We start from the raw sequence: 22,836 nt of genomic DNA, 5'->3' as shown, positions 1-22,836 counted from the left end.
TCGTCTCTCCGTGTAGCGTTTAAAATAGGATCAGTTAACTGATCTTGATAGCCTACCCATGAAGTTGCCAATGGACGCCCGATATCATCAATTGTCGGCAATCACTGGAAGTCGCAGAATCCGCTGAGCAGTAATCGGAGCTAGCTCCATGAGGCGCCGCGTTGTCATTACTGGAATGGGAATGGTCACCCCGCTGGGTGCGGATCTCGAAACTGTTTGGCGTCGCCTCCTTAACGGCGAGTCAGGTATCGACTATATCACGCTCTTCGACGCCAGCCATTTTCCCACTCGGATTGCGGCGGAGGTAAAGAACTGGAGCCTGGCCGACGTCGGTGAGGATCCCGAAGAGTGGAAGTTCCAGGGGCGTCACACGCATTTCGCTATCGGAGCCGCGAAAAAAGCATGGCAGGACGCGGGGCTTGATTCAGCGAAAATCGATCCCACGCGATTTGGGGTCTACACTGGCAGCGGCGAAGGACAGCAGGATTTTCACCGCTTCACCCAGATGATGGTGGCGGCCCTTTCGGATGGCGAACTGGACGTTGTCAAATTCACGAAAAAAGGGCTCGAAATCCTTCATCCGATCGAAGAGCTCGAGCAGGAACCCAATATGCCGGCAGGTCATCTGGCCGGGCTGTTCAACGCCCAAGGCCCGAACATGAACTGTCTGACGGCATGCGCGGCGAGCAGTCAGGCGATCGGCGAGGCCGTGGAGATTATTCGTCGCGGCGAAGCCGATATCATGCTCTCCGGGGGAACCCATACGATGATCCATCCCTTCGGCGTGACAGGCTTCTGCCTTCTCACGGCGCTGAGCACGCAGAACGATCCCCCCCAAAAGGCCTCCCGCCCATTTGATCGCAACCGTGATGGATTCGTCTTGGGCGAAGGTGCCGGGATGGTCATCCTGGAGGAATTGGAACACGCCAAGCGTCGGGGTGCCCGAATTTACGGTGAGGTCATCGGTTATGGCACAACAGCCGACGCCTACCGGATCACCGACACCCATCCCGAAGGCCGCGGTGCCATTAGCTGCATGCAGATGGCGTTGAAGGACGCGGGCATCAACCCGGAAGACGTTGATTACATCAATGCCCACGGTACAAGTACCGTGGTCAACGATAAAGTGGAAACCCTCGCCATCAAGAAGGTCTTCGGCGACTATGCGTACAAATTGCCGGTCTCCAGCACCAAGAGCATGATGGGGCATCTCATCGCGGCCGCCGGGGCGACAGAGCTGATCATCTGTCTGCTGGCCATTCGGGACAATGTACTCCCCCCGACGATCAATTACGAAACGCCTGACCCGGAATGCGACCTCGACTACGTGCCGAACGTTGCCCGAGAAGCTAAGTGCGATATCGCCCTCAGTAACAGTTTTGGCTTCGGAGGTCAGAATATCAGCCTGATTGTCAGTCGCTTCACAGGCTGAACGCCACCGTCGCATCCCATCGGGATTGTCCCCCCGTCGAACGTACTACGGGGATAAATTCACCGCTCGCGCGGCAGGATTCCACTCATCGAGCCAGGCCGGTCTAAATCGCCACCGAGCAGCACCGCTTTTTAACAAAGGTGATCGGCAGCCTACAGCGTCAAGCGCTATCAAATGATAGTTCGGGCTTGATAATTCTGGCGCTAAGCCACACTGGCCAATTTTTCCAGGGTGCTGGCGACACGCTGCTTGAAATCATCAATCTCCTCGGGCAATTCGAATCCGACAATCATGACGTCCACGCACCCGGAGCGAATCGCGAACTCAATGGCCCGATCCCGCAAGGCAGGGTCATTGCGGAACGCCCCTTCGCCGACAATTTTCATCCCGATGACGCCCTTCCCCGAATCGTGAATCCGTTTCAGGACCGGCATCACCACCTCGGGCTTGTCGTCCATTTTCGTGCCCAGATGATTGACGCGGGCATGCACGACGTCGACCCAATCTGACTCGGCCGCTGCCTCCAGCGCGGAAACGGCGTGGCAGGAAACGCCGTGTGCTCGAATCAGCCCCTTCTGCTTCAGGTCCTCAAGGAGGTCCATCTGTCGCCGCATCGTGTCCGTCCATTGACCGTTCATCATGCAGTGAATTTGCACCAGATCAATATAATCGGTGTTAAGTTCCTTAAGGAAACGCTGGACCGCCTTGTCGGCGTCAGTGCGATCTTCCTCGGGGATACCCGAGGGATGGAACCACACCTTTGTCACGAGCACGTAGCTGTCTCGCGGCTTATCGCGTAATGCGCGGGCAACATACTGATGGGAACCGTAAAGGTCGGCATTATCGAACAATCGGATACCCGCATCATAAGCGTAGCGGACAACTCGCTCCGCGTGCTCCAATCCCCGACGCGTAAGATTCGACTGGCGATTGAACGCCCGCATGCCGAAGCCAATCCCGATACGCGTCGCCTTGAGGTGTTTCCCCAGCGGCACCAGCGCGACTGGGTCAGTTGAAAAGCTGCTTGTGCTCGCGTGCGCCGGCCGCTGCGCTGCGAGGTGGCTTTCAAGCCACAATCCCGCACCAATGGTCGCTGTATTGGCAAGGAAGGAACGTCGATCGAGCGACATTATCGATCTCCCTCTGCTAGGCAAACGAATCCTGACGACCTTACGCGTTGAACTGTTCAACGCGATGCTCAATCGGCACGCGTCATTCTATCGGGGGGCCGGGAATTCGGCAACTTTATATACCGTCTGCGTGATGATAAACCCCACCCGTTGATAGAGGCGAATCGCGCCTTCATTTTCAGCAGTCACTTCAAGAAACACTCGCGGAGCACCTGCCTGTTGAAATCCTTTTAATGCTCGATAGAGCAATCCCCGTCCCACGCCTCGATTGCGGTGTGCAGGAGTGACGCCGACATTCTGGATACTTCCGATCCCGGTATTGGGATCCAAAATACCCTGTATCGTGCCGCAATATTCGCAGACACCGTCGTCCGAAGATTGTCCCCGAAACACGGCCAGCCAGGTCGCCTGGGGGAGGAAGCCCGGCTTACGGACAATTGCTAACATCAGCCGACGGCAGCTTGACTCGTCCAGAAAGCAGGGAAACACGTTGGCGTCAATCTCCCCGCGAAAACTGATGTGTTTCACCCGAGCATGAATGTCGAGCAAATCGGGCTGCCACGGCAGAAAAGTGTACCCTTCAGGCACCGCGGGCTCTTCTAGGACGCGATTTTGTAAGTCGATTTCCATTCGGTATCGTTTAAAATACGTCCAGCCCATGCCGCCGTGTCCCTCACTCGAGATTAGCAGGGGGTGACATCGACCTAACCTCAGTCTAGGTCACCCCCGGTTCGCGGTCAACGTGACCAGGATTCTGAGGGATGGTGTTTGCGCGGAACACACCCGCCAGCCAGTCGCTTGACGGTCCAACGGGCCGCGAGAAGACGCTTCACGGCGCCCGGAAGTGGGACGTGTGTGACGGAGGTCAAAGCTGTTCCCTAATTATCCCTCCGGCTATTCCACGGCTTCACTGCGTCGGACTCACTTTCAGTTGATCCTCAGGCCAACCGAGGCGCTTCGCAGCCGCAATCGGAGCCTGCCAATCCTCGGTTCTCTGCGTGTTAAGCTCAACGCGACTTCGATCGGCAGCGAGCAACACAGCCTGGGGAACTTCCAGAACTCGTGAGCTGTTGAGGATGTAGGGTCCGTCGCGGTGACTTGTCGGCATGTTTGTCAGGATGAGCGTATCCACCGGTTCAAAAACACTGGCGTAGCACGCAAGGACCCCGAAACGTCCCTGGGCTTTCATCGTTAGGGGTATTCCTTTCCAGGCGTTTTGCCCACGAATTGACTGGATGACCCGCACGATATCAAAGATGCGCATTCCGTCGCTGGTTTGACCAATGAGCATGAACCGCCGCTCAATCTGAGTGCGTTTCTTCGCATCCGAGTTCCAGGCCGTTGGGCCGATGCCTCGTGGCAACAGCAGAACCAGCATGGTGCCGGGAGCATTCGTTATCCGCGACTTCACGCTCTGCCACGCTTCCTCGCTCCCTTGAAGGGTTTTCTCCTCATCGGTGACAAGGTCCTGGCCGAGGATTTCAGAGAAATGCAGTTTCAAACCGGACAGCCACCGGGACCAATCGTCCTGATCGAGCAGCTCGATTTCTATCTGCCTGGGTGTCCCGTCCGCACCGCGGAGGTAGTAAATGGGCAGAATAACCTCATCCTGCACCGGAAGTTCCGCCCTCACCAGCCGGATTCCGTCGGCCTCCGCCTCCTTGACGTTCTTCCAGGATGGTGAGGGCAGGTTGGCGGGCCAGCCCCTGAAACATTTTTGTTTCAATAGACTGATCCACCGAGTTTTAAGTTCTTGCCATTGGGAAACGTTCTCCGGAAAGACAATCGGTGCCGTCGGAACGAAATGGTCATGAATTATTGTGTTGAGCTGGTCTTCGGGAATCTTTTCCAGAACCTTCAGCTCTTGAGGCGTGAAAACCTTTTCGACGGGGTCATAGACTTCCCGCTCTTTGCCCAAAAGATGACGATCGATCCATCGAAAGGCCGCCTCTTGAATGGGCTGAATATCATCATGAGCTGCTTTGGTAATGAAAATGCCGATTTTATCCTCGGCATCGTACAAGCGATAAATCTTGCGCGCAGTCTCGTACACTCTGCGAACGCCATCCTCAGGAAAAATGGGGTCATGATCACCATTGACGATTAAAAGCGGGCGGGGGGCCACCAGAGCGGCGACTATGGGATAATCCCAGCGGTACGTGTTGACGAAATACATACAATCGCAGTGTCCCTCCACACAGCCATCCACGACGTGGTTCTGAAGATCTGTGATACCGGCCACGGGTACCGCCACCTTGACACGCGGGTCGATCGCGGCGATCCACCAACTGTAGGCCCCGCCTCCACTGCGGCCAGTGACCCCAATCCGTTCTGGGTCGACCTCGGCACGGGTCTGCAAATAGTCGATCGCCCTTACACAGTTCCAGGCTTCAACTCCCGCCGGGGTATAACCACGGTTGTTCCACCACCACATTCCGTAGCGATAGGTCCCGTGGTGGATCCCCTCAATTTCTCCAAGTTGCAAGCTATCCAGTACCAGGCAGGCGTATCCGTGCCGCGCAAACCAGACGGCATGAAAATGGTAGTGCGTCTTATTACCGTAGCTCACGTTATCAATCTTCACCTGCGAGTGACCACACAGGTAGAGAACGGCAGGCACTCGACCTGAAACATTTTTCGGCAAATACAGATTGGCAGTGACGTATAATCCCGGAAGAGATTGATAGTACAGCTTTTCCACGCGAAAATCCTCTCGATCAATTGCGCCTGTTACCGTCACTTTTAGATCACTTTTCGCTGGCCAGGGATCGAGTCCCAGCATTTCACGAAGTTGGCGGCGGTATTCCTCACATCGCTGCTCCCAATCCGCTCGTGTTTTAATGTCAGACAGACAGTTCTCTCGAAGGACGGCAACTTCGTGCTCGAAGTAGCGGCTTAGCATGCTGTCGCCCGGCAAAGGGCCGAGCGGGCGCCACTCTGGCCGCGGTTGACCCAACGCCACGTTGCCACTGACAACCACAGCCACAAACACGACTCCCCAAACGACTGAGTGCCCAAGACTGCGTCTTCCCGCGTTCATGGCCAACTCCTCTTTTCGTGCACCTCTTTTCATGCAGTGGATTGCATGCACACAAGCAAAACCGATTGCGGAGGGGCAGGGTCAAGCGATCCCAGCACACCGGCCACTCACGCGCCAAATATTGGACCAACCAGAGGCAGCCCTCACAAGATACCGGCTTCCCTATCTTCAGTAACATCATGAAACGTCTCACGTTTCTGCTTGAATTCTCACAGCTTAAAGGTTAGCCTTAACATGACCACGAAGGTCATTGTTTGCCGCAGGTTCGACGCCTGCCGGTTCTCGCTACAGAGGGTTCTGCATCTACCTTCCAGCGATGACGTGCGGGCCCGAATACCTGCGAGTGTTTCTGCCTAACTGCTCAATCACGCTGACGGGAGGACGAACTATGAAGACCGCGCTCTCTGTCGTCTCTGGCGGATGTGCCTGCTGTGTCACACGACGGCGTTTCCTGGCTGGATGTGCAGCCTGTGCGGCTGCCACGACGATGATTCGGCCATCTCCGCGGGAATCCCACGGGGCGGAATCCACCCGCTTGCGAATCCGCCTGATTTTCGCTCTTCATGGTCCTGTTCAGGAAGGCCCCGACTGGCCGAACAAGGGTTTCGACTTCCGGCCGGTTATGGCGCGAATCGAGCAAACGCTCAAGAATGGTTGCCCGGACACGGACTTTCTTCCTGCCATGGCCAATGGTCCGGAAGCGGCTGCGAAGATCGTCGAGGAAGACAAAGCAAACCCGCCTGACGGTTACATTGTTTACCAGATGAATTGCTGGAATCGCGTTGTGCAGACAATTGCCGACACGGGTAAGCCGGTGCTCTATGTTGACTTCCAGTTCGGAGGGAGCGGCGGCTTCCTCGTGTACACGGCGAGTTTCCTCCGCCAGAACAAGCCGAACGTGGCGTTTGTGGCGTCCTCCAATATGGACGACCACGTGGCGGCCGCTCGATGCTTTCAAATTGTAAAACAGGGCGGTTCGACGGCAGACTTTGTCGCAGCGGTCACCAAACTCCGGCGTGACAAAACCCCGGCCGCCGGTGATCTGACATCCCTCCCGGACGCTTTGAACCCACTTTCACCGGAGGATACGCTCAAGGCCATCAAAGAAGCCAAAATTCTCGCCGTGGGAGGTGGGTGGCCGGGAATCTCCGATGCAATCCAGAAAGAGCTGGGAGTGCCTGTCATTTCAGTACCCTTCGAGGAGCTCAATAAGGCCTGGGAAACCGTAGACAAAGACGAGGCCCGGGAGATCGCAGACCGATGGCAAAACACAGCCGCCCTGATCGAGGGTGTCTCTCGCGAAACTCTTGAACAATCTGCGGCCATGTATCTGGCGGAAAAAGCCGTTTTGCAAGCCCACGGTGCCAACGCGATCACAATCAATTGCCTGGGCGGTTTCTACGGCGGTCATATCCACGCCTATCCCTGTTTGGGATTTCACGAACTTAACAACAGTGGGCTGATCGGTGCCTGCGAGTGCGATCTGCGATCGACGATCACGATGGTGGTCATGACTGCCATGACAAAGGGGCGACCGGGCTTCATCTCCGATCCCGTAATCGATACGGCCAAGCGACAGATTATCTACGCGCACTGCGTGGCATCCAATAAGGTGTTCGGCCCCAATGGTCCGGCGAATCCCTTCCAGATCCTCACCCACTCCGAGGATCGCCAGGGAGCTTCCGTGCGATCGCTCATGCCCGAAGGTTACATAACAACAACCGTCGAATTGGCACCGGAGCGCAAGCAGATCCTCTTCCATCAGGCGAAGAGCGTTGGGAATTCCCTGGATGACCGTGCCTGCCGCACCAAATTGTGCGGCGAACCCGTGGGCGATATCGAGAAATTGTTCACACAATGGGACGCCTGGGGCTGGCATCGTGTGACCGTGTACGGGAACCTCAAAGAGGCGGTCTTCGGACTGGCGGACAAACTGGGCTGGTCGGTCATCGAGGAGGCATGACCAATTCCGATATCGGCGCCTGAGTTCGTCCTCGTTGCGGCCGCCGCTCGAGGACCCACAACGATTGTCTGCGCTGCCGCTGGTTGAATGGCGGTATTTAGCTCTTTGAGAGGAACAACATTTCGTTCACCAGTCTTAAGCCGGAAAGGGTGGCGAAAAGTCGGCCTTTTCCGGCTCTTTTTTCGCCCGTACATTAAAAGAATTGACGGACCGTGAAATGTGAGATCGGCGATCCCTGACATAAACGGTGAGTCCCATGGCGAAAAAAAAGAGAAAGGCTAACCAGGAAGAACAGGTTACCACCACGGCAGTGGCCTTGGACGAACGAGACCAACGGACGCTGGAACGGATCCAGGCCCTTGCGGACCATGTCATCCAGGCCGCGAAGGCCCGCAAAGACCCCTATATCGACATCCCCGCGCGGACACTTTCCAACGTCTATTTCAACAAGAAGAAACGATTCATTGAGATGGGCAAGGCCAAGAACCGTCGTCATCTTTTCAACCTTGCCCAGGCCAAAAGTTATATGCAGACAATGCTCGTGGCCAGCGGTTGCAAGCGATTGATCGAGCAGGGGAAGACGACCAGCATCCGTGGATTGTTCTACCTCCTCAAGCACACCATCGAAGGGACCAAGGAGGAAACGTTCGCCACACAAGAGGAATGCGACCCGATTATTGAAGATGTCGAAGTCACCCTGAACGCCCTTCGTGAGGAACTCCATGTGTACGCCACGAACCGGGGGGCGATGGTGGGAGAAATCACCATCGTGGACAGCGGGGATGAGATCGACTGCACCCGCATGGGTTCGGGTGGCTATGCGATTCCCTCGATTGTGGAACCCAACGTTATCCAGTTCGTCAAATGCGATGCAAAGTTTGTCCTCCACGTAGAAAAAGATACCGTTTGGCGGCGCTTCAACGAGGACAAATTCTGGAAAAAACACAAATGCATTCTTACACACGGCATGGGGCAGCCACCCCGTGGTGTGCGGCGGTTGCTGCACCGCCTGCATTACGAGCTGGGGCTGCCAATCTACTGCCTTCTGGATAATGACCCATGGGGATATTACATCTACAGCGTGATCAAGCAGGGGTCGATCAATCTGGCCTATGAATCGCAGCGAATGGCCATTCCAGAAGCCCGATTCCTTGGACTGCGATCCTTTGATTTCGAACGCTGCGGCCTTTCAGAGTCTGTCACGATTGCCCTCACCGAAGCGGACCGCAAACGAGCCAAACAAATCATGGAATATCCCTGGTTCAAGCATAAGAAGGCCTGGCAGGACGAGATCAAAAAGCTTCTCGACAACGGCTTCAAGCTCGAGGTTGAAGCCCTCATTTCCAAGGACATCAGCTACGTCACCGAGGTGTATGCCCCACAACGATTGCGAGACGGCGACTGGCTGGATTGACCGGACTACCGTATTTTGGACGCAATCGTTGAGTGCCTCCCTGGCCACAGTTCAGGTCCGCCATTTCCCGGTGGGATCGGAACGTTTTCTTATCAACGTTCCCCAGCCAGCACATGCCCTCCGACATACGCATCACGCATCACCGACGCAGACAATGCGTCTGGGATGTCGTGGACCCGCGTGCGGACAATTGCCCTCGTGCATCCGCCAGCCGGTCAACGCCGCCCGCCTGATTTGTGTATATTGGAGATATTCTGTCCTTCCCAGCAGGTGATCGTTGCCCTTCACCGTGTGGCAGAAGAATCATGCCGAACATCGAACAAACCATCATCCTTTTGCCGTGCTACAGTCTTGAAGATTTTCAGCTCAGCAGAAATGACGACGAATCAGAGGAGATTCTGGCGGGATGGTGTGGCCTGTTCCATCCCGGGCTGCTGCATCGAACGCAGATGCTGCCGCGCTGGGAAAGGGCCTATGACCCGCCACTGGCACCTGATCAGGCTCTCATCGTGATTCCCGAATGTTCGGAAAAGAATCTTCCCAGCACGTGGTTGGCCGACCTGCCCGCGGACCAGGTCACTGTGATCCGGCGGTTTAAGAATCTGCCCGGCCTGTGGCGAGCTATCGAACAGGCAGCGCCAGGACTTTTGGAGGGCGTTCCAAAGGATATTGTGGAAGACTTCGTCGCCCTGGGTTTTGCCTATCTTCAGGTGGAGCTCATGACGCGTCAGCTCCGCTACATGAGCAATCTCGACGAAATCCGTTTCCGGGAAAGTGTCCTCAAAGCGGCAGCCGCGGCCCTGGTAGGCAAGGCGGATGAGGCTCGCCAACAGCTTCAACGGGGATTCGATCTGCTCACCGAATCGCGCGAGTATTTTTATCCGGTTCAGGCGTATCTCATCGACCTCACTTTGACAGCGGAAACGACGCTTGGCGCCGGGCTGCGCCGGGAACTAGAAAGCTTTGACCGCGTTAATCTGCTCACAACCGGCCATCTGCTCAAATCCATGGCCGAGCGCGAGCCGGAGTCGCTGGCAGTACTCAAGTCGGTTCTTGCCGAGGGACATGTCGTGACACTGGGAGGAGAAGAAGATGAATCCCTCAGTGCGATCCTTCCCCAACCGGCTCTGCTGCGATCTTTCCGCCAGGGTCTGAACACGTGGAATGAAATCCTGGGAACACGTCCACCCATCTATGGCAAACGCCGATTCGGCCTGACGGCCCTGTTGCCGGGAATTCTTTCCCACTTTCGTTTTGAAGGCGCTTTTCACTTCGCCCTGGACGACGGCAAGTTCCCGGTGGGGAATCAGAGCAAGTTACGATGGGAAGGAATTGATGAGAGCGATATCGACAGCGTGGGACGGGTACCGGTAGACGCCTCGCGTCCTGCAACGTTCTTGAAATTGGGCGAAACGATCGGGCGGATGCTCGATCTGGACCATGCGGCGGCCCTTATCTTCGCACACTGGCCGTGCCAGGTTTCGCCATGGTATTCCGTGCTGAAGCGCGTCGCCCAGTATTCTCCAGTGCTGGGCCGTTTTACACCCATTACGGAATACTTCCGCAACACTCAATACGTCGGTGCCCGTGTTTTTCACAAGGCGGATGAATATCGGCCCGCGTACCTCGCCCAGGATGTGGCGGCGTCGTCCTCCTGGCCGATTTCCAAATGGACTCATTATGTCCGTCGATGTGCGGAGGCAGACGCGCTGGTTGCGCTGGCCGTCATTCGCGGTCTGATTACCGGTCTGTGGGACGAACTTTCTCAAAAACTTTGCGAGGTTGCCGAACTCGCGTGGAGAAACGCGGATGCTGTGATCAACGAGAGGGAATCAACTTTCGATCCACAATGGCCTGATCGCTTCGACACGCTGATGCGCAGCGCGTGTGACTCCTTGACCTCGCTTCTGCCGCGATCGCCGGCTGCATCCACAGAAACTGGGGTGCTCTGGCTTAATCTCTCTTGCGTTTCGGCTCGGGGATATGTCCGCCCACAAACCGCCGAGAAACGAGAAAACAATTCGCCCGACCAGCAGGTCAAGCCGGCGACCTGCGTGGTGCCATCCTATGGTTACGCCTGGGCCTCCAGTGCGGCCGGATCTGAGGTAGCCAGGCAATCACAACGGCGTGAATCCTGGTGGAGTCGCTTGTTCGGGAAAGCGAGCGAAAAAGCTCCGGAAGAAGAGTGGGCCATTGAGAACGAAACAGCCCGTCTGGTGGTGGATAAGCTGACCGGCGGCATCCAGGGCATTTACCCCCTTCCCTACGGACGCAATCTTCTTGCCCAGCGACTGGGCATGCGGCTGGGAGCGTCGATCCTTGACGAGGACACGCAGGATCCGGAAGCCGAATATTCGCGCATGATCGCCGAGAGCATCCGTCACGTGACGCTATCCCCGGAAGAACCGGCCATCCAAAGTGAGGGTCGTCTGGTCGATCGACAGGGGGAAACCATTGCCCGGTTCAGCCAGATAGTTAGTGCCCCGGTCCATTTACCGTTCTTTCGAATCCGGATTCAGCTCGAACCGCGGCGAATTCCGGATTCGAACCCCTGGGCCTCTTACTACGCCTGCCGCTTTGCCTGGAATGACGAAACGGCCACGCTTTCACGCTCACTCGGATGGTGCCGAACCGAAACAGAGCGTGAGCGGTTTGAAAGCCTCTATTTCAATCAGGTGGCGGGGAGTCATCACACGCTCACGCTCCTTTGCCCCGGACTGCCCTACCACCGGATGGTCGGCCCGCGAAAGCTCGACACGCTTTTAATTGTGCGAGGAGAGGAAGCAAGGGATTTCACGCTGGGAGTCGGCGTGGACATCCGTTATCCTCTGCATGCCGCGCTCCAACTTTTGCAACCACCGATCCTGTTATGTCAGGCGACGCCGCCGTGTAGCCCGCAGTCGGCTTGGTTTCTCACGTTGGATGTGCGGAATGTCGTGGTGTCTTCGCTCCAGCCCGTTGTTGAAAGTCACCACCTGGCCGGTCTGCGACTTGCGTTGACCGAAACAGAAGGACGTGCCGGTCCTGTGACCATTCAGACCTGCCGCTCTTTGTCGGCTGCTCACCGTATTGACGGTTCGGGGGAAGTGATCGAGCCGCTGGCATTGGACGGCGATTCGGCCCGTATTCAAATAGGACGCTTCCAGACTGTGGAGATCGAGTTGCGGTTTCAGACGGGTCGCGGTGAACAGGCGGGTTCGCAAAACCGGGACAACGTGATGGGATGACAAGAGAGCAAGTAGACATGGAACCGTCACCTTCTCACTCTGGCAGTGGCACCCATGAACTATCGGGACCGCTTGTGGTCACCATTGACGGCCCGGCTGGCGCGGGAAAGAGTACGGTGGCCAAAAAGCTGGCCGAAAGGCTTGGTATCCGCTACCTGGACACCGGCGCCATGTACAGGGCAGTGGCGCTGGCCGGTCACCGACAGGGCGTGAACTGGCATGATAATGAGCAAGTCCGTCGTTTGCTCCAATCCCTTGAACTTCACGTAGAACAGGATCGCATCTTTCTCAATGGGGAAGATGTGTCGGATTTGATCCGTTCGCCCGAGATCACTCGAGAAACCGCTCGCGCGGCTGACGTTCCGCTCGTTCGCGAGTTTCTCATCGCTCAGCAGCGGGCCATTGCTGCTCGTGAGTCCCTCGTCACCGAAGGCCGTGATCAAGGGACACTCGTTTTTCCGGATGCACGTGTCAAGTTTTTTCTCGTTGCATCGCCGGAGGAACGGGCCCGGCGGCGCTGGCGGGATTTCAAAGAGAAAGGAATTGACATTGCTTACGAGAAAGTTTTGGAAGAACTCCTGCAACGGGATGAGCAGGATTCGCGGCGTCCTTTCGGTGCTCTCAAAAAAGCTCCCGATGCCATTGAAATCCAGACTGACGGCCTATCTGTGGACCAGGTCGTGGATGTCCTTCTGAAGCACGTCCGGAGTCACGTCGGCACAAACAGCCTCGGTGAGTGATTGAAGGAAAAGCCCCAATTAGCGTGTCGGTCGTTCCGCGGATTGGCCCTCTAAGGCTTTTCGCACGGTGTGTCGAGAGACCGAGAAAGTCATTCGGGCACACGATAATGCCCTTAAGGCGGAACACGGGGTAGTACGAACAAAAGCCCGTGCTCGGAATTGAGCACGGGCCTCGATCTCATGCGGCAAAGGAATCCGTTTCACTCAGTTGGCGGGTGCATCGCCCTGGCCTGTTGGTGACTGCGAAACGGCGTCACCCTGTCCGGAGGCATTCTCGCTGGAGGACGAGATCTGCACCCGATTGTCCTGCATTCCGCCATTGCCCTGCGTCGCAGACTCCACCGGTTGAGAGCCTGCCGGTGGAATATCCTCCAGGAGTGCATACCGGTGGGTGCTCGGTGTCGTGGCACGGGCAGCCAGCTTCTCGAGGGCCTCCGGCCGCAGACGCACTTCAGCCTCCTGATACTTCCGGAAGCCCGTGCCAGCCGGGATCAAACGGCCCAGAATGACGTTCTCCTTCAGCCCGACAAGCCGGTCAACTTTACTGGCAAGCGCCGCCTCGGTGAGCACCCGCGTCGTTTCCTGGAAGCTTGCCGCCGAAATGAAGCTATCACTTTGCACCGCGGCGCGGGTGATACCGAGCAACTGGACTGAGGCCCGCGCAAGCGTGGGCGCCACGGCCTTGGCGGGCCGGCCACCCCGGCTCTCCACCTGCGCGTTTTGCTGTTCGAACACCTCGCGCGGTACGATTTCACCCTCGTGATAATTCGTATCGCCGGGATCGACGATCTTCACGCACTTGGCGAGTTCCGCGTTACGACGCCGAAATTCGAACTTGTCGATCAGCGTTCCCTCCAGCAACCCGGTGTCACCACCTTCCATGACTTTCACCTTGCGGAGCATCTGAGCGACGATGATTTCGATGTGTTTGTCGTTGATGTCCACCTGTTGCTGGCGGTAGACGCTCTGAATCTCTTGCACGAGGTAACGCTGCAGTTCTTCCTCGCCGGAGATTCGCAGGATCTCGTGAGGATCGAGGGGACCTTCCACCAGGCTGTAACCCGCCTGCACATAGTCACCGGTGTGGACGCGAAGGTGCTTTCCAGGCCCCACCAGGTGCTCACGCTCGATTCCACTCTCGCTGCGGATGACGATGGTGCGCCGTCCGCCTTTTCGCTTTTCTCCAAGGATTTCCACATACCCACTGATTTCGGCAATGACGGCCGGATCTTTCGGCCGGCGGGCCTCAAAGATCTCCGTCACGCGGGGCAGACCACCGGTGATGTCCTGGGTACGGATGACGTCGCGGGGTTGCTTCGCTAGCAACGTACCCGGCTGAACGATATCCCCTTCTCGCACAAGGATCTGCGCCTTTTCCGGCAAGTACTGATATTCAACAATCTTGCCGGTTTCCGGATCTTCGATCACGATCTGAGGCTGGTAATCACCGCGGTACTCCAGAACGAAGAGACGTTCCGCGCCCGTCGTCGGATCGTGCTCAATGCGGAGGGTCTCGTTCTCGATGAGGTCTTCAAACCGAACCCGGCCACCACGCTCGGCGATCACCGGAATGCTGTGCCGTTCCCAGCGACAGATTATTTGGCCCGGCGTAACCTTTTCGCCTTCTTTCACCAGGAGGAATGCGCCCTTTGGCACATCGAACTTTTCCAGTTCCCGGTGTTTTTCATCCTCGATGATGACCTGCCCACTGGGCGAGACGATGACGTCCATGCCCTCCGGGTTGGTCACAACGTTGACCCGAACCAGACGGACATATCCTTCGCGGGTGGCTTTGACGGAGTCTTCCTCCAGGGCGCGGGCCGCCGTCCCACCGATGTGGAACGTCCGCATCGTGAGCTGCGTCCCCGGCTCGCCGATGCTTTGCGCCGCGATGATCCCGACCGCGAGCCCCTCTTCCACCAACCGGCCTGTGGAGAGGTCCATGCCGTAGCACAGGGCGCAGACGCCCAGCGGTGCTTCGCACGTCATGGGGCTGCGGACCTGGATCTTTGTCAACCCCAGTTCCTCGATTTTGCGGGCAATCTCGGAGGTGATGAGCTCGTTTTCACGGACAATCACCTCGTCGGTGATCGGGTTGACAATATTGTGACGGCTGACACGGCCTTTAATTGATTCCGCAAGCCCTTTTTCGACCTTTTCACCGCGGTGGATCACGCTCTTGGTGACGCCCTGAGTCGTGCCGCAGTCGTACATCGTCACCACGACATTCTGCGCGACATCCGCGAGCTTACGGGTCAGATAACCCGCATCCGCCGTCTTGAGGGCCGTGTCTGCCAAACCTTTTCGGGCACCGTGGGTCGAGCTGAAATACTCGAATACCGACAGCCCTTCGCGGAAATTCGCCTTAATGGGCGTTTCGATAATTTCCCCGGACGGCTTGGTCATCAAACCCCGCATCCCTGCAAGCTGACGGACCTGCTCGATATTTCCCCGGGCACCCGACTTGGCCATCAGGTAGATCGGATTCACGTAGCCCGGGTAGCGCCGGTCGCTCTCCAGCAGCTTTTCCAGTTCGCGTGTGATTGTTTCCCGGGCCACCGTCCAGGCGTCCAGAATCTTATTCTTTCTTTCGTTCTCCGTCATCGCGCCGAGCTGGTAACCCTTATCGGCCTTGATGACTTCCTTTTCCGCCTCCTCAATCACTTTCTTCTTGTTGGGTGGCATGAGGAGGTCGTCGGTCGCAAAGCTCAAGCCGCTGCGGGTTGCCCAGTAGAATCCCTGCCGGTTCATCGTGTCGAGCAGGTCGATCGTGGCGGGTCGGCCCAGAAGCTCGTAGCAGTCCGAGATGACCTCTGACAGCTTCTTCGAGGTCATCACTTCGTTATAGAAATCCATTCCCTTGGGCAGGATACGATTGAAAATGACCCGCCCCACGGTGGTCTGAATGATCGATCCTGGCGGCAGGTCGTAACGTCCTTTGACCCGCATGTCCTGAGGAAGCCGGACACGAATACGGGCATGGGTATCCACCTTGCCCAAGCTGTACGCCAGCTCCACCTCGTCCAGCGAGGAGAACACCATGTCGTCGCCCTTGCGATCGGGGATGGTATCCAGAGTCAGGTAGTACCATCCCATCACCACGTCCTGCGACGGGCTGATGATGGGCTTACCATGAGCCGGGCTGAAAATGTTGTGGAAAGACATCAGCAGGGTGTGAGCCTCCACAATGGCCTCAACGGACAGCGGGAGGTGCACCGCCATCTGGTCGCCGTCGAAGTCTGCGTTGTATCCCTTACAGACGAGCGGATGAAGCTTAATCGCGTTCCCTTCCACGAGCACCGGCTCAAAAGCCTGGATACCCATACGGTGGAGGGTGGGGGCCCGGTTGAGTAACACCGGATGGTTCTGAATGACTTCTTCCAGAATATCCCACACCTCCTCATCCCGCCGCTCGATCATCTTCTTGGCGCTTTTGATCGTATCGGCATGCTGCAACTCGCGCAGCCGGCGAATGATGAAGGGCTGATAAAGCTCCAGGGCGATCCGCTTGGGCAACCCGCACTGATGCAACCTCAATGTGGGGCCAACCACGATCACGCTCCGTGCGGAGTAGTCCACACGCTTACCGAGGAGGTTTTCCCGGAAACGCCCCTGCTTACCCTTGATCATGTCGGTCAGAGACTTGAGAGGCCGATTGCTCGAACCGAGCACCGGTCGTTTGCACCGGCTGTTGTCGAAAAGCGCATCCACCGCCTGCTGGAGCATGCGCTTTTCGTTTTTGATGATGACCTCAGGGGCATTGAGATCCACCAGCTTTTTCAGACGGTTATTTCGGTTGATAATCCGCCGATAAAGATCGTTCAGATCACTGGTGGCGAAGTTACCGGACTCCAGAAGCACCAGCGGGCGCAGGTCAGGCGGAATAACCGGAATGACATCCAACACCATCCACTCCGGGCGATTTTCGCTGTCGCGGATGGCCTCCACCAGTTTGAGCCGGTTGATCAACTCCTTCTGCTTCTGTTTGGACGTGGTCTGCGCCAGTTCCGCCCGCAACTCCCGGGACAACTGAACCAGGTCCAGGTCCATCAAGAGCTTGCGGATCGCCTCCGCCCCCATATCCGCGTGGAAACTCCCTTCCCCGTACTCAGCCCGGGCCTGGCGATATTCCTCATCGGTCAGCAGTTGGTACTTTTGAAGCGGCGTATCGCCGGGGTCGATGACCACGTAATCCTGGTAGTAAATGATCTTCTCCAGGCTCGTTCCCTTCATGTTGAGGAGCGTACCGAGCCGGCTCGGCGGCGCCTTAAAGAACCAGATATGCACGACCGGGCTGGCCAGCTCGATGTGCCCCATCCGCTTGCGACGCACCCGGCTGTGAGTGATTTTGACACCGCAGCGGTCGCAGACCATGCCCTTATATTTCATGCCGCGATATTTACCGCAGCTACATTCCCAGTCTTTTTCCGGACCGAAAATGCGCTCGCAGAATAGCCCATCGCGTTCCGGCTTGTATGTCCTGTAGTTGATGGTCTCCGGCTTTTTCACTTCGCCAAAAGACCAGCTTCGGATATCGTGGGGACGGGCAAGGCTGATTTTGACCGCCACGTAGTCATTAACTCGTTCGTAGGTTGTTTCGGCGTAACTCACCGCTCACACTCCTTATTTTGCCGCACAGATGGACTACCGACCCTCAACCCGTAAAGCCACCTGTTTTTTGCGCCCCTTGAGCCAATACCCCAAGCAAGTTCCTCCTTTCCATCTCGAGTTCCTCACAGCGACGGCCCCTTCTCCAATTGCATATTGAGTGCCAAGCCACGAATCTCGTTGACCAGCACATCGAAGCTGGCCGGTGTTCCCGCTTCCAGGGTGTTCTCTCCCTTGACCATGGCCTCGTAGATCTTCGTCCGCCCTTCCACATCGTCGCTTTTGACGGTGAGCAGTTCCTGGAGGATGTAGGCCGACCCATAGGCTTCCAAGGCCCAAACTTCCATCTCTCCAAAGCGCTGCCCACCGAAGCGAGCCTTTCCGCCCAAAGGCTGTTGCGTGATAAGGGAGTAGGGCCCGGTCGCCCGAGCGTGGATCTTGTCGTCCACCAAGTGGTGCAGCTTCATCATGTAGATGTAGCCCACCGTTACCTTCTGCTCGAAGGGCTCTCCCGTTCGCCCGTCGTAAAGTGTCACTTTTCCGTTTTCGGGCAAACCGGCCTCTTTCAGACACTCGCGAATCTGATCTTCGTTCGCGCCATCGAAGACCGGAGTTATTGCGCGGAACCCCAACTTGGCTCCCGCCCAACCGAGGTGGGTCTCCAAGATCTGACCGACATTCATACGGCTGGGCACGCCAAGCGGATTGAGGAGGATCTGAACCGGGGTTCCATCGGCCAAGAAGGGCATGTCTTCTTTGGGGAGGATCTTCGCAATAACCCCCTTGTTCCCATGGCGACCGGCCATCTTGTCGCCCACGGAAATGTGGCGCTTCGTGGCGATGTACACCTTGACCATTTGAAGCACACCGCTCTTGAGCTCATCGCCACGCTTAAGAGAGTTGACCTTGCGATCCCGAGCATCGATCGCCGCCTCCACCGCTGGCCACAATTCCGCATAAATTTTTTCAGCTTTTGCACGCTTCTGCGCGCTGCGGATTTCCAAGCGGTCAAGCTGGAATCGCTGTGCCTGTTCCGCAATGTAACGATGCTCTTTGCCTTCCAAAAGCGGCACACCATCATCATCGGTGATCCGCTGCCCGAGAGCCTGTTCCAAAGCCTCAATCAGTTTGGTGAAAGCCGCTGCAATTTGAGCATTGCCTTCGGCCTCCGCCTGCTTAAGAGCCCGATCATATTCCTCCCGCTCCGCCTCGGAGAGGCTTGTGCGTCGTGCAAACTTTTGGGTGTGGATAACGATGCCTTCGACTCCAGGCGGGACCTCCAAAGAGTCGTTCTTCACGTCCTCACCTGCGCGACCGAAAATCGCCCGCAGAAGCTTCTCCTCCGGTGTTAACTCGGTCTTCGACTTGGGCGTTACTTTACCCACCAGAATATCGCCGGGCTTGACGTGTGTACCCACTCGCACGATTCCATTCTCATCGAGGTTGCGAAGCTGCTTCTCGCTCACGTTGGGAATATCGCGGGTGAACTCTTCCCGACCCAGTTTGGTTTCGCGGATCTCAGCATCGAACTCCTCGATATGGATCGAGGTGTAAGCATCGTTATGGACGAGCTCCTCACTGATGATGATTGCGTCCTCAAAGTTGAACCCTTCCCAGGACATGAAAGCAGCAAGGACATTTCGCCCAAGGGCGAGTTCACCCTGGCACGTAGCAGCTCCGTCGGCAATGATCTGCCCTTTTTTGACCTTGTCACCCACCCTCACAATGGGCTTTTGATTCTGACAGGTTTTCTCTGTCAGGCCCACAAACTTTTCCAGTAAATAGACATCTGTGTCATCAATCACAATTCGGTTAGCGTCCACGTAGGTGACGGTCCCGTCGCGTTTCGCCCGAACTACCAGACTGGAGTTTTCGGCAACTTTTCCTTCCAATCCGGTAGCGACGAGAGGCGGCTCAGTGACCAGAAGCGGCACAGCCTGCCGCTGCATGTTGGATCCCATTAACGCGCGGTTGGCGTCGTCATGTTCCAGGAAGGGGATCAAGCCCGCGGAAACACCCACGATTTGGGCCGGGGAAACATCCATGTACTGGATCTTCGAAACGGGGACCAACTTGAAGTCCCCGCGGTGGCGGGCGACGATGGTGTCACCCTGAATCTTGCCATCCTTCACGGGGGCATCTGCGGGCGCCAGATAGCTGTCGAACTCCTCATCGGCACGGAGCCAGCGGATCTCGTCCTGCAGGACGCCATTTTTCACAACTTGGTACGGCGTGATCAAAAATCCGTATTCGTCAAGGCTGGCGTAAATCGCCAGACTGGAAATCAGGCCGATGTTGGTACCTTCCGGGGTTTCGATGGGGCACATTCGCCCATAGTGCGAGGCGTGCACGTCGCGGACCTCGAAACCGGCGCGCTTGCGGTTCAGACCGCCCGGCCCCAGGGCAGACAAACGCCGCTCATGCGTCAGCATGGACAGCGGGTTGGTCTGGTCAACCACCTGAGAAAGCTCCCCGCGTCCGAAGAAATACTCGATAGCCGCGGACACACTTTTCGGATTGATGAGACTCCGTGGCGTCATGTCGGCCACGTCGCTGTAATTCATTCGGTCGGAGACCGTCCGCCGGAGCTTCAAAAAGCCTTTTCGCAGCTCCTCGCACGCCAGTTCGTCAATTGTGCGCACCCGGCGATTACCGAGATGGTCGATGTCGTCGGGTTCCGCCGTAGGATCTCCGGCACGAAGTCTCGCCAGATACTTGATGGCTGCAATCAGGTCTTCCGCTCGCAGGGCCATTTCATCTTCGGGGACATTGAGCCCCAGCTTGCGGTTGATTCGGAAGCGTGCCACCCGGCCCAGTCGATACCGGCTGGGATCCCGGAATCGCTCATAGAACAGCGTTCGGGCCCGCTCCAATTGCGGGGGATTCCCCGGCCGAAGCTTCTGATAAATCCGAAGCAGTGCCTCTTCGTGGCTGGCTGTCGGGTCTTCGGCCAACGAATCGAGAATCAAGCGATTTCGATCGTTGGGCATCACCCAGACGCTTTTCAATCCGGAGGTGCATATTTGCTCGGCCGCGCTTTCCGTAATGACCTGGCCACATTCGACAATGATTTCACCGGCGTTCGGGCTCTCGGGTGGATAGACGATATCCTCTACCGCAACTTTGTCCTTGATTTTTGACGCGGAAGCCCGCGAGGCGATCTTTTCTTCCTTGATCACATCACCGTAAAACGCCCGAATGATATCCGAATTCTGGCTGAACTTCGGATCCATGGCCCGAAGCAGCGTCATCACCGGGAACTTGTTGCTCTGGTCGATTCGGACAGCCAGTGTATCCCGCTTGGTGAGGATGATCTCGATCCAGCTTCCCCGTTCCGGGATGATGCGACAGCTATAAACCTTCCGGTCACCTTCCTTGTCCTCAATGAAGTCCATTCCCGGACTGCGGTGGAGCTGACTGACAACGACCCGTTCAGCACCGTTGATGATGAACTCCCCACCGCCCAACATAATCGGAATTTCACCGAGGAAGACCTCTTCCTCAACCGGCTGCTCCTTGTTCAGCCGCAACCAGACACGGAACGGCCGTCCGTAAGTCAGACGAAGCTGTTTGCACTCCTCCGGAGTGTACCGAGGCTTGCCCAACTCGTACCGGATATATTCCAGGCGCAGAGATTTGTCGAGGTTCTCAATGGGGAACGTTTCGCGGAGAAGAGCCTCCAACCCCTCGTTTTTCCGCTTATTCCACGGTACATCGGCCTGAAGAAACCTCTCATATGCCTTGGTTTGAATTTGAGTGAGGTCCGGAATCGGGAAATCATATCGGCGGCTACCAAAATGACGGACTTCTTTCACTTCAAGGCGACGTTGGGCCGGAACTGCCATTGCCGTTGAACCCTCCAGAGTGAAACCCAATCACCGGGACGTCAAGAAAACAATAAACGAGCTGGCACCGAGCAGCGGTCTGGTCACAGAACAGCGCGCGCAACCCTCACCCGGCCCAGACTCGTTACGAGCATGGAGCTTCCACGAGACATTTCCGGGAAAACCGTGCGGACAACCACTCCGCCTCTCCGAAGCCACACCCCCCAATTGGACGCACTCACCGCCACCCACCCGTTCACGCAATGCCATCGCGCATCACCCGGCGCAGCGCCGGTCGACAGGAACAAAGCCGAACAGCCTCACTTGATGGAGACAGTAGCACCCTCCTTTTCCAGGGCCTGTTTAATCTTCTCCGCTTCCTCCTTGCTGACTCCCTCCTTGACTTTCGAAGGAGCGCTTTCCACGAGCTTTTTGGCATCCGCCAGGCTGATTCCCGGCAGAAGTGACCGCACTGCCGTGATCACCTTAAGCTTGTTTGCGCCGAAGCTCTCGAGGATCACATCAAATTCGGTCTTCTCCTGGGCGGCAGGGGCAGCGCCTGCTGCACCAGCACCACCCGGCGCCGCAGCCACCATAACTCCGCCGGCCGCTGGCTTGATTCCGTGAACGATTTCCAGGTAATCGTTCAATTCTTTCACTTCCTTCAAGGGCAGCGCTACAATCGCGTCACCCAATTCCTTAATCTTTTGGCTGAATTCACGTACAGGTGCGTCGGTTGCCATCGGTCACTCCAATCCTTGTCCAATCACTCGAACCCGTTATTTCGCTGATACGAAACCTGAGTCACGTTTTTCCAAGCCAGTTCACCCGGAAATTCAAACGCCGTCGGGCTTGAAACCTCACGACGAGCCAGCCCCACTGGCCCCAGACTCGCCTTCCGCACCGGTTTTTTCGCCCTCCGCCAGTTGCTTCAACTGCCCAGCCAAAGTCGATCCCGGTCCTGCCAGAGCGCTCATCAAAGTTGAGGCCGGTCCCATGAGCCGAGCCGCCAGCTGGGCAAGCAGCTCCTGCCGCGACGGCCATTTACTGATCTCCTCCACTTGCTGGGGAGTCAGGGGCTCTCCTTCTAACACACCCCCTTTGGTTGAGAAAGGGGCAAAATTCTCGTCCTTCGCAAACCTCACGACCTCCTTTGTGAGGCTCACGATGTCTTCACCACCCCAACAAATGGCCGTCGGCCCCGTGATATTCTCAAACGCTCTCTCCAATGGTGTGCCGCGGAATGCCCGGGCGGCCAATGTATTCTTCACCACCATCAGGTGAATGTTTCTCTCGGCCAGCTCTTTACGCAGACGCCGGGTCCTGTTAGCGTCCAAACCGATAACATTCACCAGCACGGCCGAATCGACTCCTTGGAGCCGCCGCCGGTAATGTTCGGTTATCAACTGTTTAACGTACTTGCTCATTGCTTCAGTGAACTCACCAAGTCCTGTTTCT

12 protein-coding genes are annotated in these 22,836 nt (G+C 56.9%); 5 read left to right on the top strand and 7 right to left on the bottom strand.

Going from position 1 to position 22,836, the window contains the following annotated elements; all coding sequences use genetic code 11:
- The first annotated feature begins 148 nt into the window (after positions 1-148).
- The gene (gene fabF, locus THTE_RS13880) at positions 149-1,432 is read left to right on the top strand and encodes a beta-ketoacyl-ACP synthase II (RefSeq protein WP_095415988.1); all 1,284 of its coding nucleotides are present in this window, start codon (positions 149-151) and stop codon (positions 1,430-1,432) included.
- A 203-nt stretch (positions 1,433-1,635) separates the two neighbouring features.
- Here the strand turns inward: fabF and THTE_RS13875 are convergent, their stop codons facing one another.
- From THTE_RS13875 to THTE_RS13865, 3 genes are all read right to left on the bottom strand, one after another.
- The gene (locus tag THTE_RS13875) at positions 1,636-2,562 is read right to left on the bottom strand and encodes an aldo/keto reductase (RefSeq protein WP_095415987.1); all 927 of its coding nucleotides are present in this window, start codon (positions 2,560-2,562) and stop codon (positions 1,636-1,638) included.
- A gap of 87 nt (positions 2,563-2,649) precedes the next feature.
- Positions 2,650-3,222, bottom strand: a complete 573-nt coding sequence (locus tag THTE_RS13870; protein ID WP_095415986.1) for a GNAT family N-acetyltransferase — start codon at positions 3,220-3,222, stop codon at positions 2,650-2,652.
- A 247-nt stretch (positions 3,223-3,469) separates the two neighbouring features.
- The gene (locus THTE_RS13865; RefSeq protein ID WP_207651721.1) at positions 3,470-5,602 is read right to left on the bottom strand and encodes an alpha/beta hydrolase family protein; all 2,133 of its coding nucleotides are present in this window, start codon (positions 5,600-5,602) and stop codon (positions 3,470-3,472) included.
- Between the two features lie 388 nt (positions 5,603-5,990).
- Here THTE_RS13865 and THTE_RS13860 point away from each other — a divergent pair, with 388 nt between their 5' ends.
- The 4 genes from THTE_RS13860 to cmk all read left to right on the top strand — a co-directional run bounded on the left by THTE_RS13860 (position 5,991) and on the right by cmk (position 12,946).
- A complete protein-coding gene (locus THTE_RS13860; protein ID WP_095415985.1) occupies positions 5,991-7,565 on the top strand; it encodes a hypothetical protein in 1,575 nt (524 codons plus the stop codon).
- A 256-nt stretch (positions 7,566-7,821) separates the two neighbouring features.
- Positions 7,822-8,979 (top strand): DNA topoisomerase IV subunit A, encoded by a 1,158-nt coding sequence (locus THTE_RS13855; RefSeq protein WP_095415984.1) that lies wholly within the window; start codon positions 7,822-7,824, stop codon positions 8,977-8,979.
- Between the two features lie 305 nt (positions 8,980-9,284).
- A complete protein-coding gene (locus tag THTE_RS13850) occupies positions 9,285-12,206 on the top strand; it encodes a hypothetical protein (protein WP_095415983.1) in 2,922 nt (973 codons plus the stop codon).
- A complete protein-coding gene (cmk, locus tag THTE_RS13845; RefSeq protein WP_237260149.1) occupies positions 12,203-12,946 on the top strand; it encodes a (d)CMP kinase in 744 nt (247 codons plus the stop codon). Before THTE_RS13850 ends, cmk begins: the two co-directional genes overlap by 4 nt.
- Positions 12,947-13,150: 204 nt before the next feature.
- Here the strand turns inward: cmk and rpoC are convergent, their stop codons facing one another.
- From rpoC to rplJ, 4 genes are all read right to left on the bottom strand, one after another.
- On the bottom strand, positions 13,151-17,557 hold the full coding sequence (gene rpoC, locus THTE_RS13840) for a DNA-directed RNA polymerase subunit beta' (RefSeq protein ID WP_095415981.1): 4,407 nt from the start codon (positions 17,555-17,557) through the stop codon (positions 13,151-13,153).
- Positions 17,558-17,679: 122 nt separating this feature from the next.
- Positions 17,680-21,399: a DNA-directed RNA polymerase subunit beta gene (gene rpoB / locus THTE_RS13835; RefSeq protein ID WP_095415980.1), complete on the bottom strand. Its 3,720-nt coding sequence runs from the start codon at positions 21,397-21,399 to the stop codon at positions 17,680-17,682.
- Positions 21,400-21,698: 299 nt separating this feature from the next.
- Positions 21,699-22,121, bottom strand: a complete 423-nt coding sequence (gene rplL / locus THTE_RS13830; RefSeq protein ID WP_095415979.1) for a 50S ribosomal protein L7/L12 — start codon at positions 22,119-22,121, stop codon at positions 21,699-21,701.
- Positions 22,122-22,238: 117 nt separating this feature from the next.
- The gene (gene rplJ / locus THTE_RS13825; RefSeq protein WP_095415978.1) at positions 22,239-22,805 is read right to left on the bottom strand and encodes a 50S ribosomal protein L10; all 567 of its coding nucleotides are present in this window, start codon (positions 22,803-22,805) and stop codon (positions 22,239-22,241) included.
- Positions 22,806-22,836 lie beyond the last annotated feature (31 nt).

This window comes from Thermogutta terrifontis (genome assembly GCF_002277955.1).
GTDB classification, from domain to species: domain Bacteria; phylum Planctomycetota; class Planctomycetia; order Pirellulales; family Thermoguttaceae; genus Thermogutta; species Thermogutta terrifontis.
This window is presented reverse-complemented; position numbering and strand designations above follow the sequence as displayed.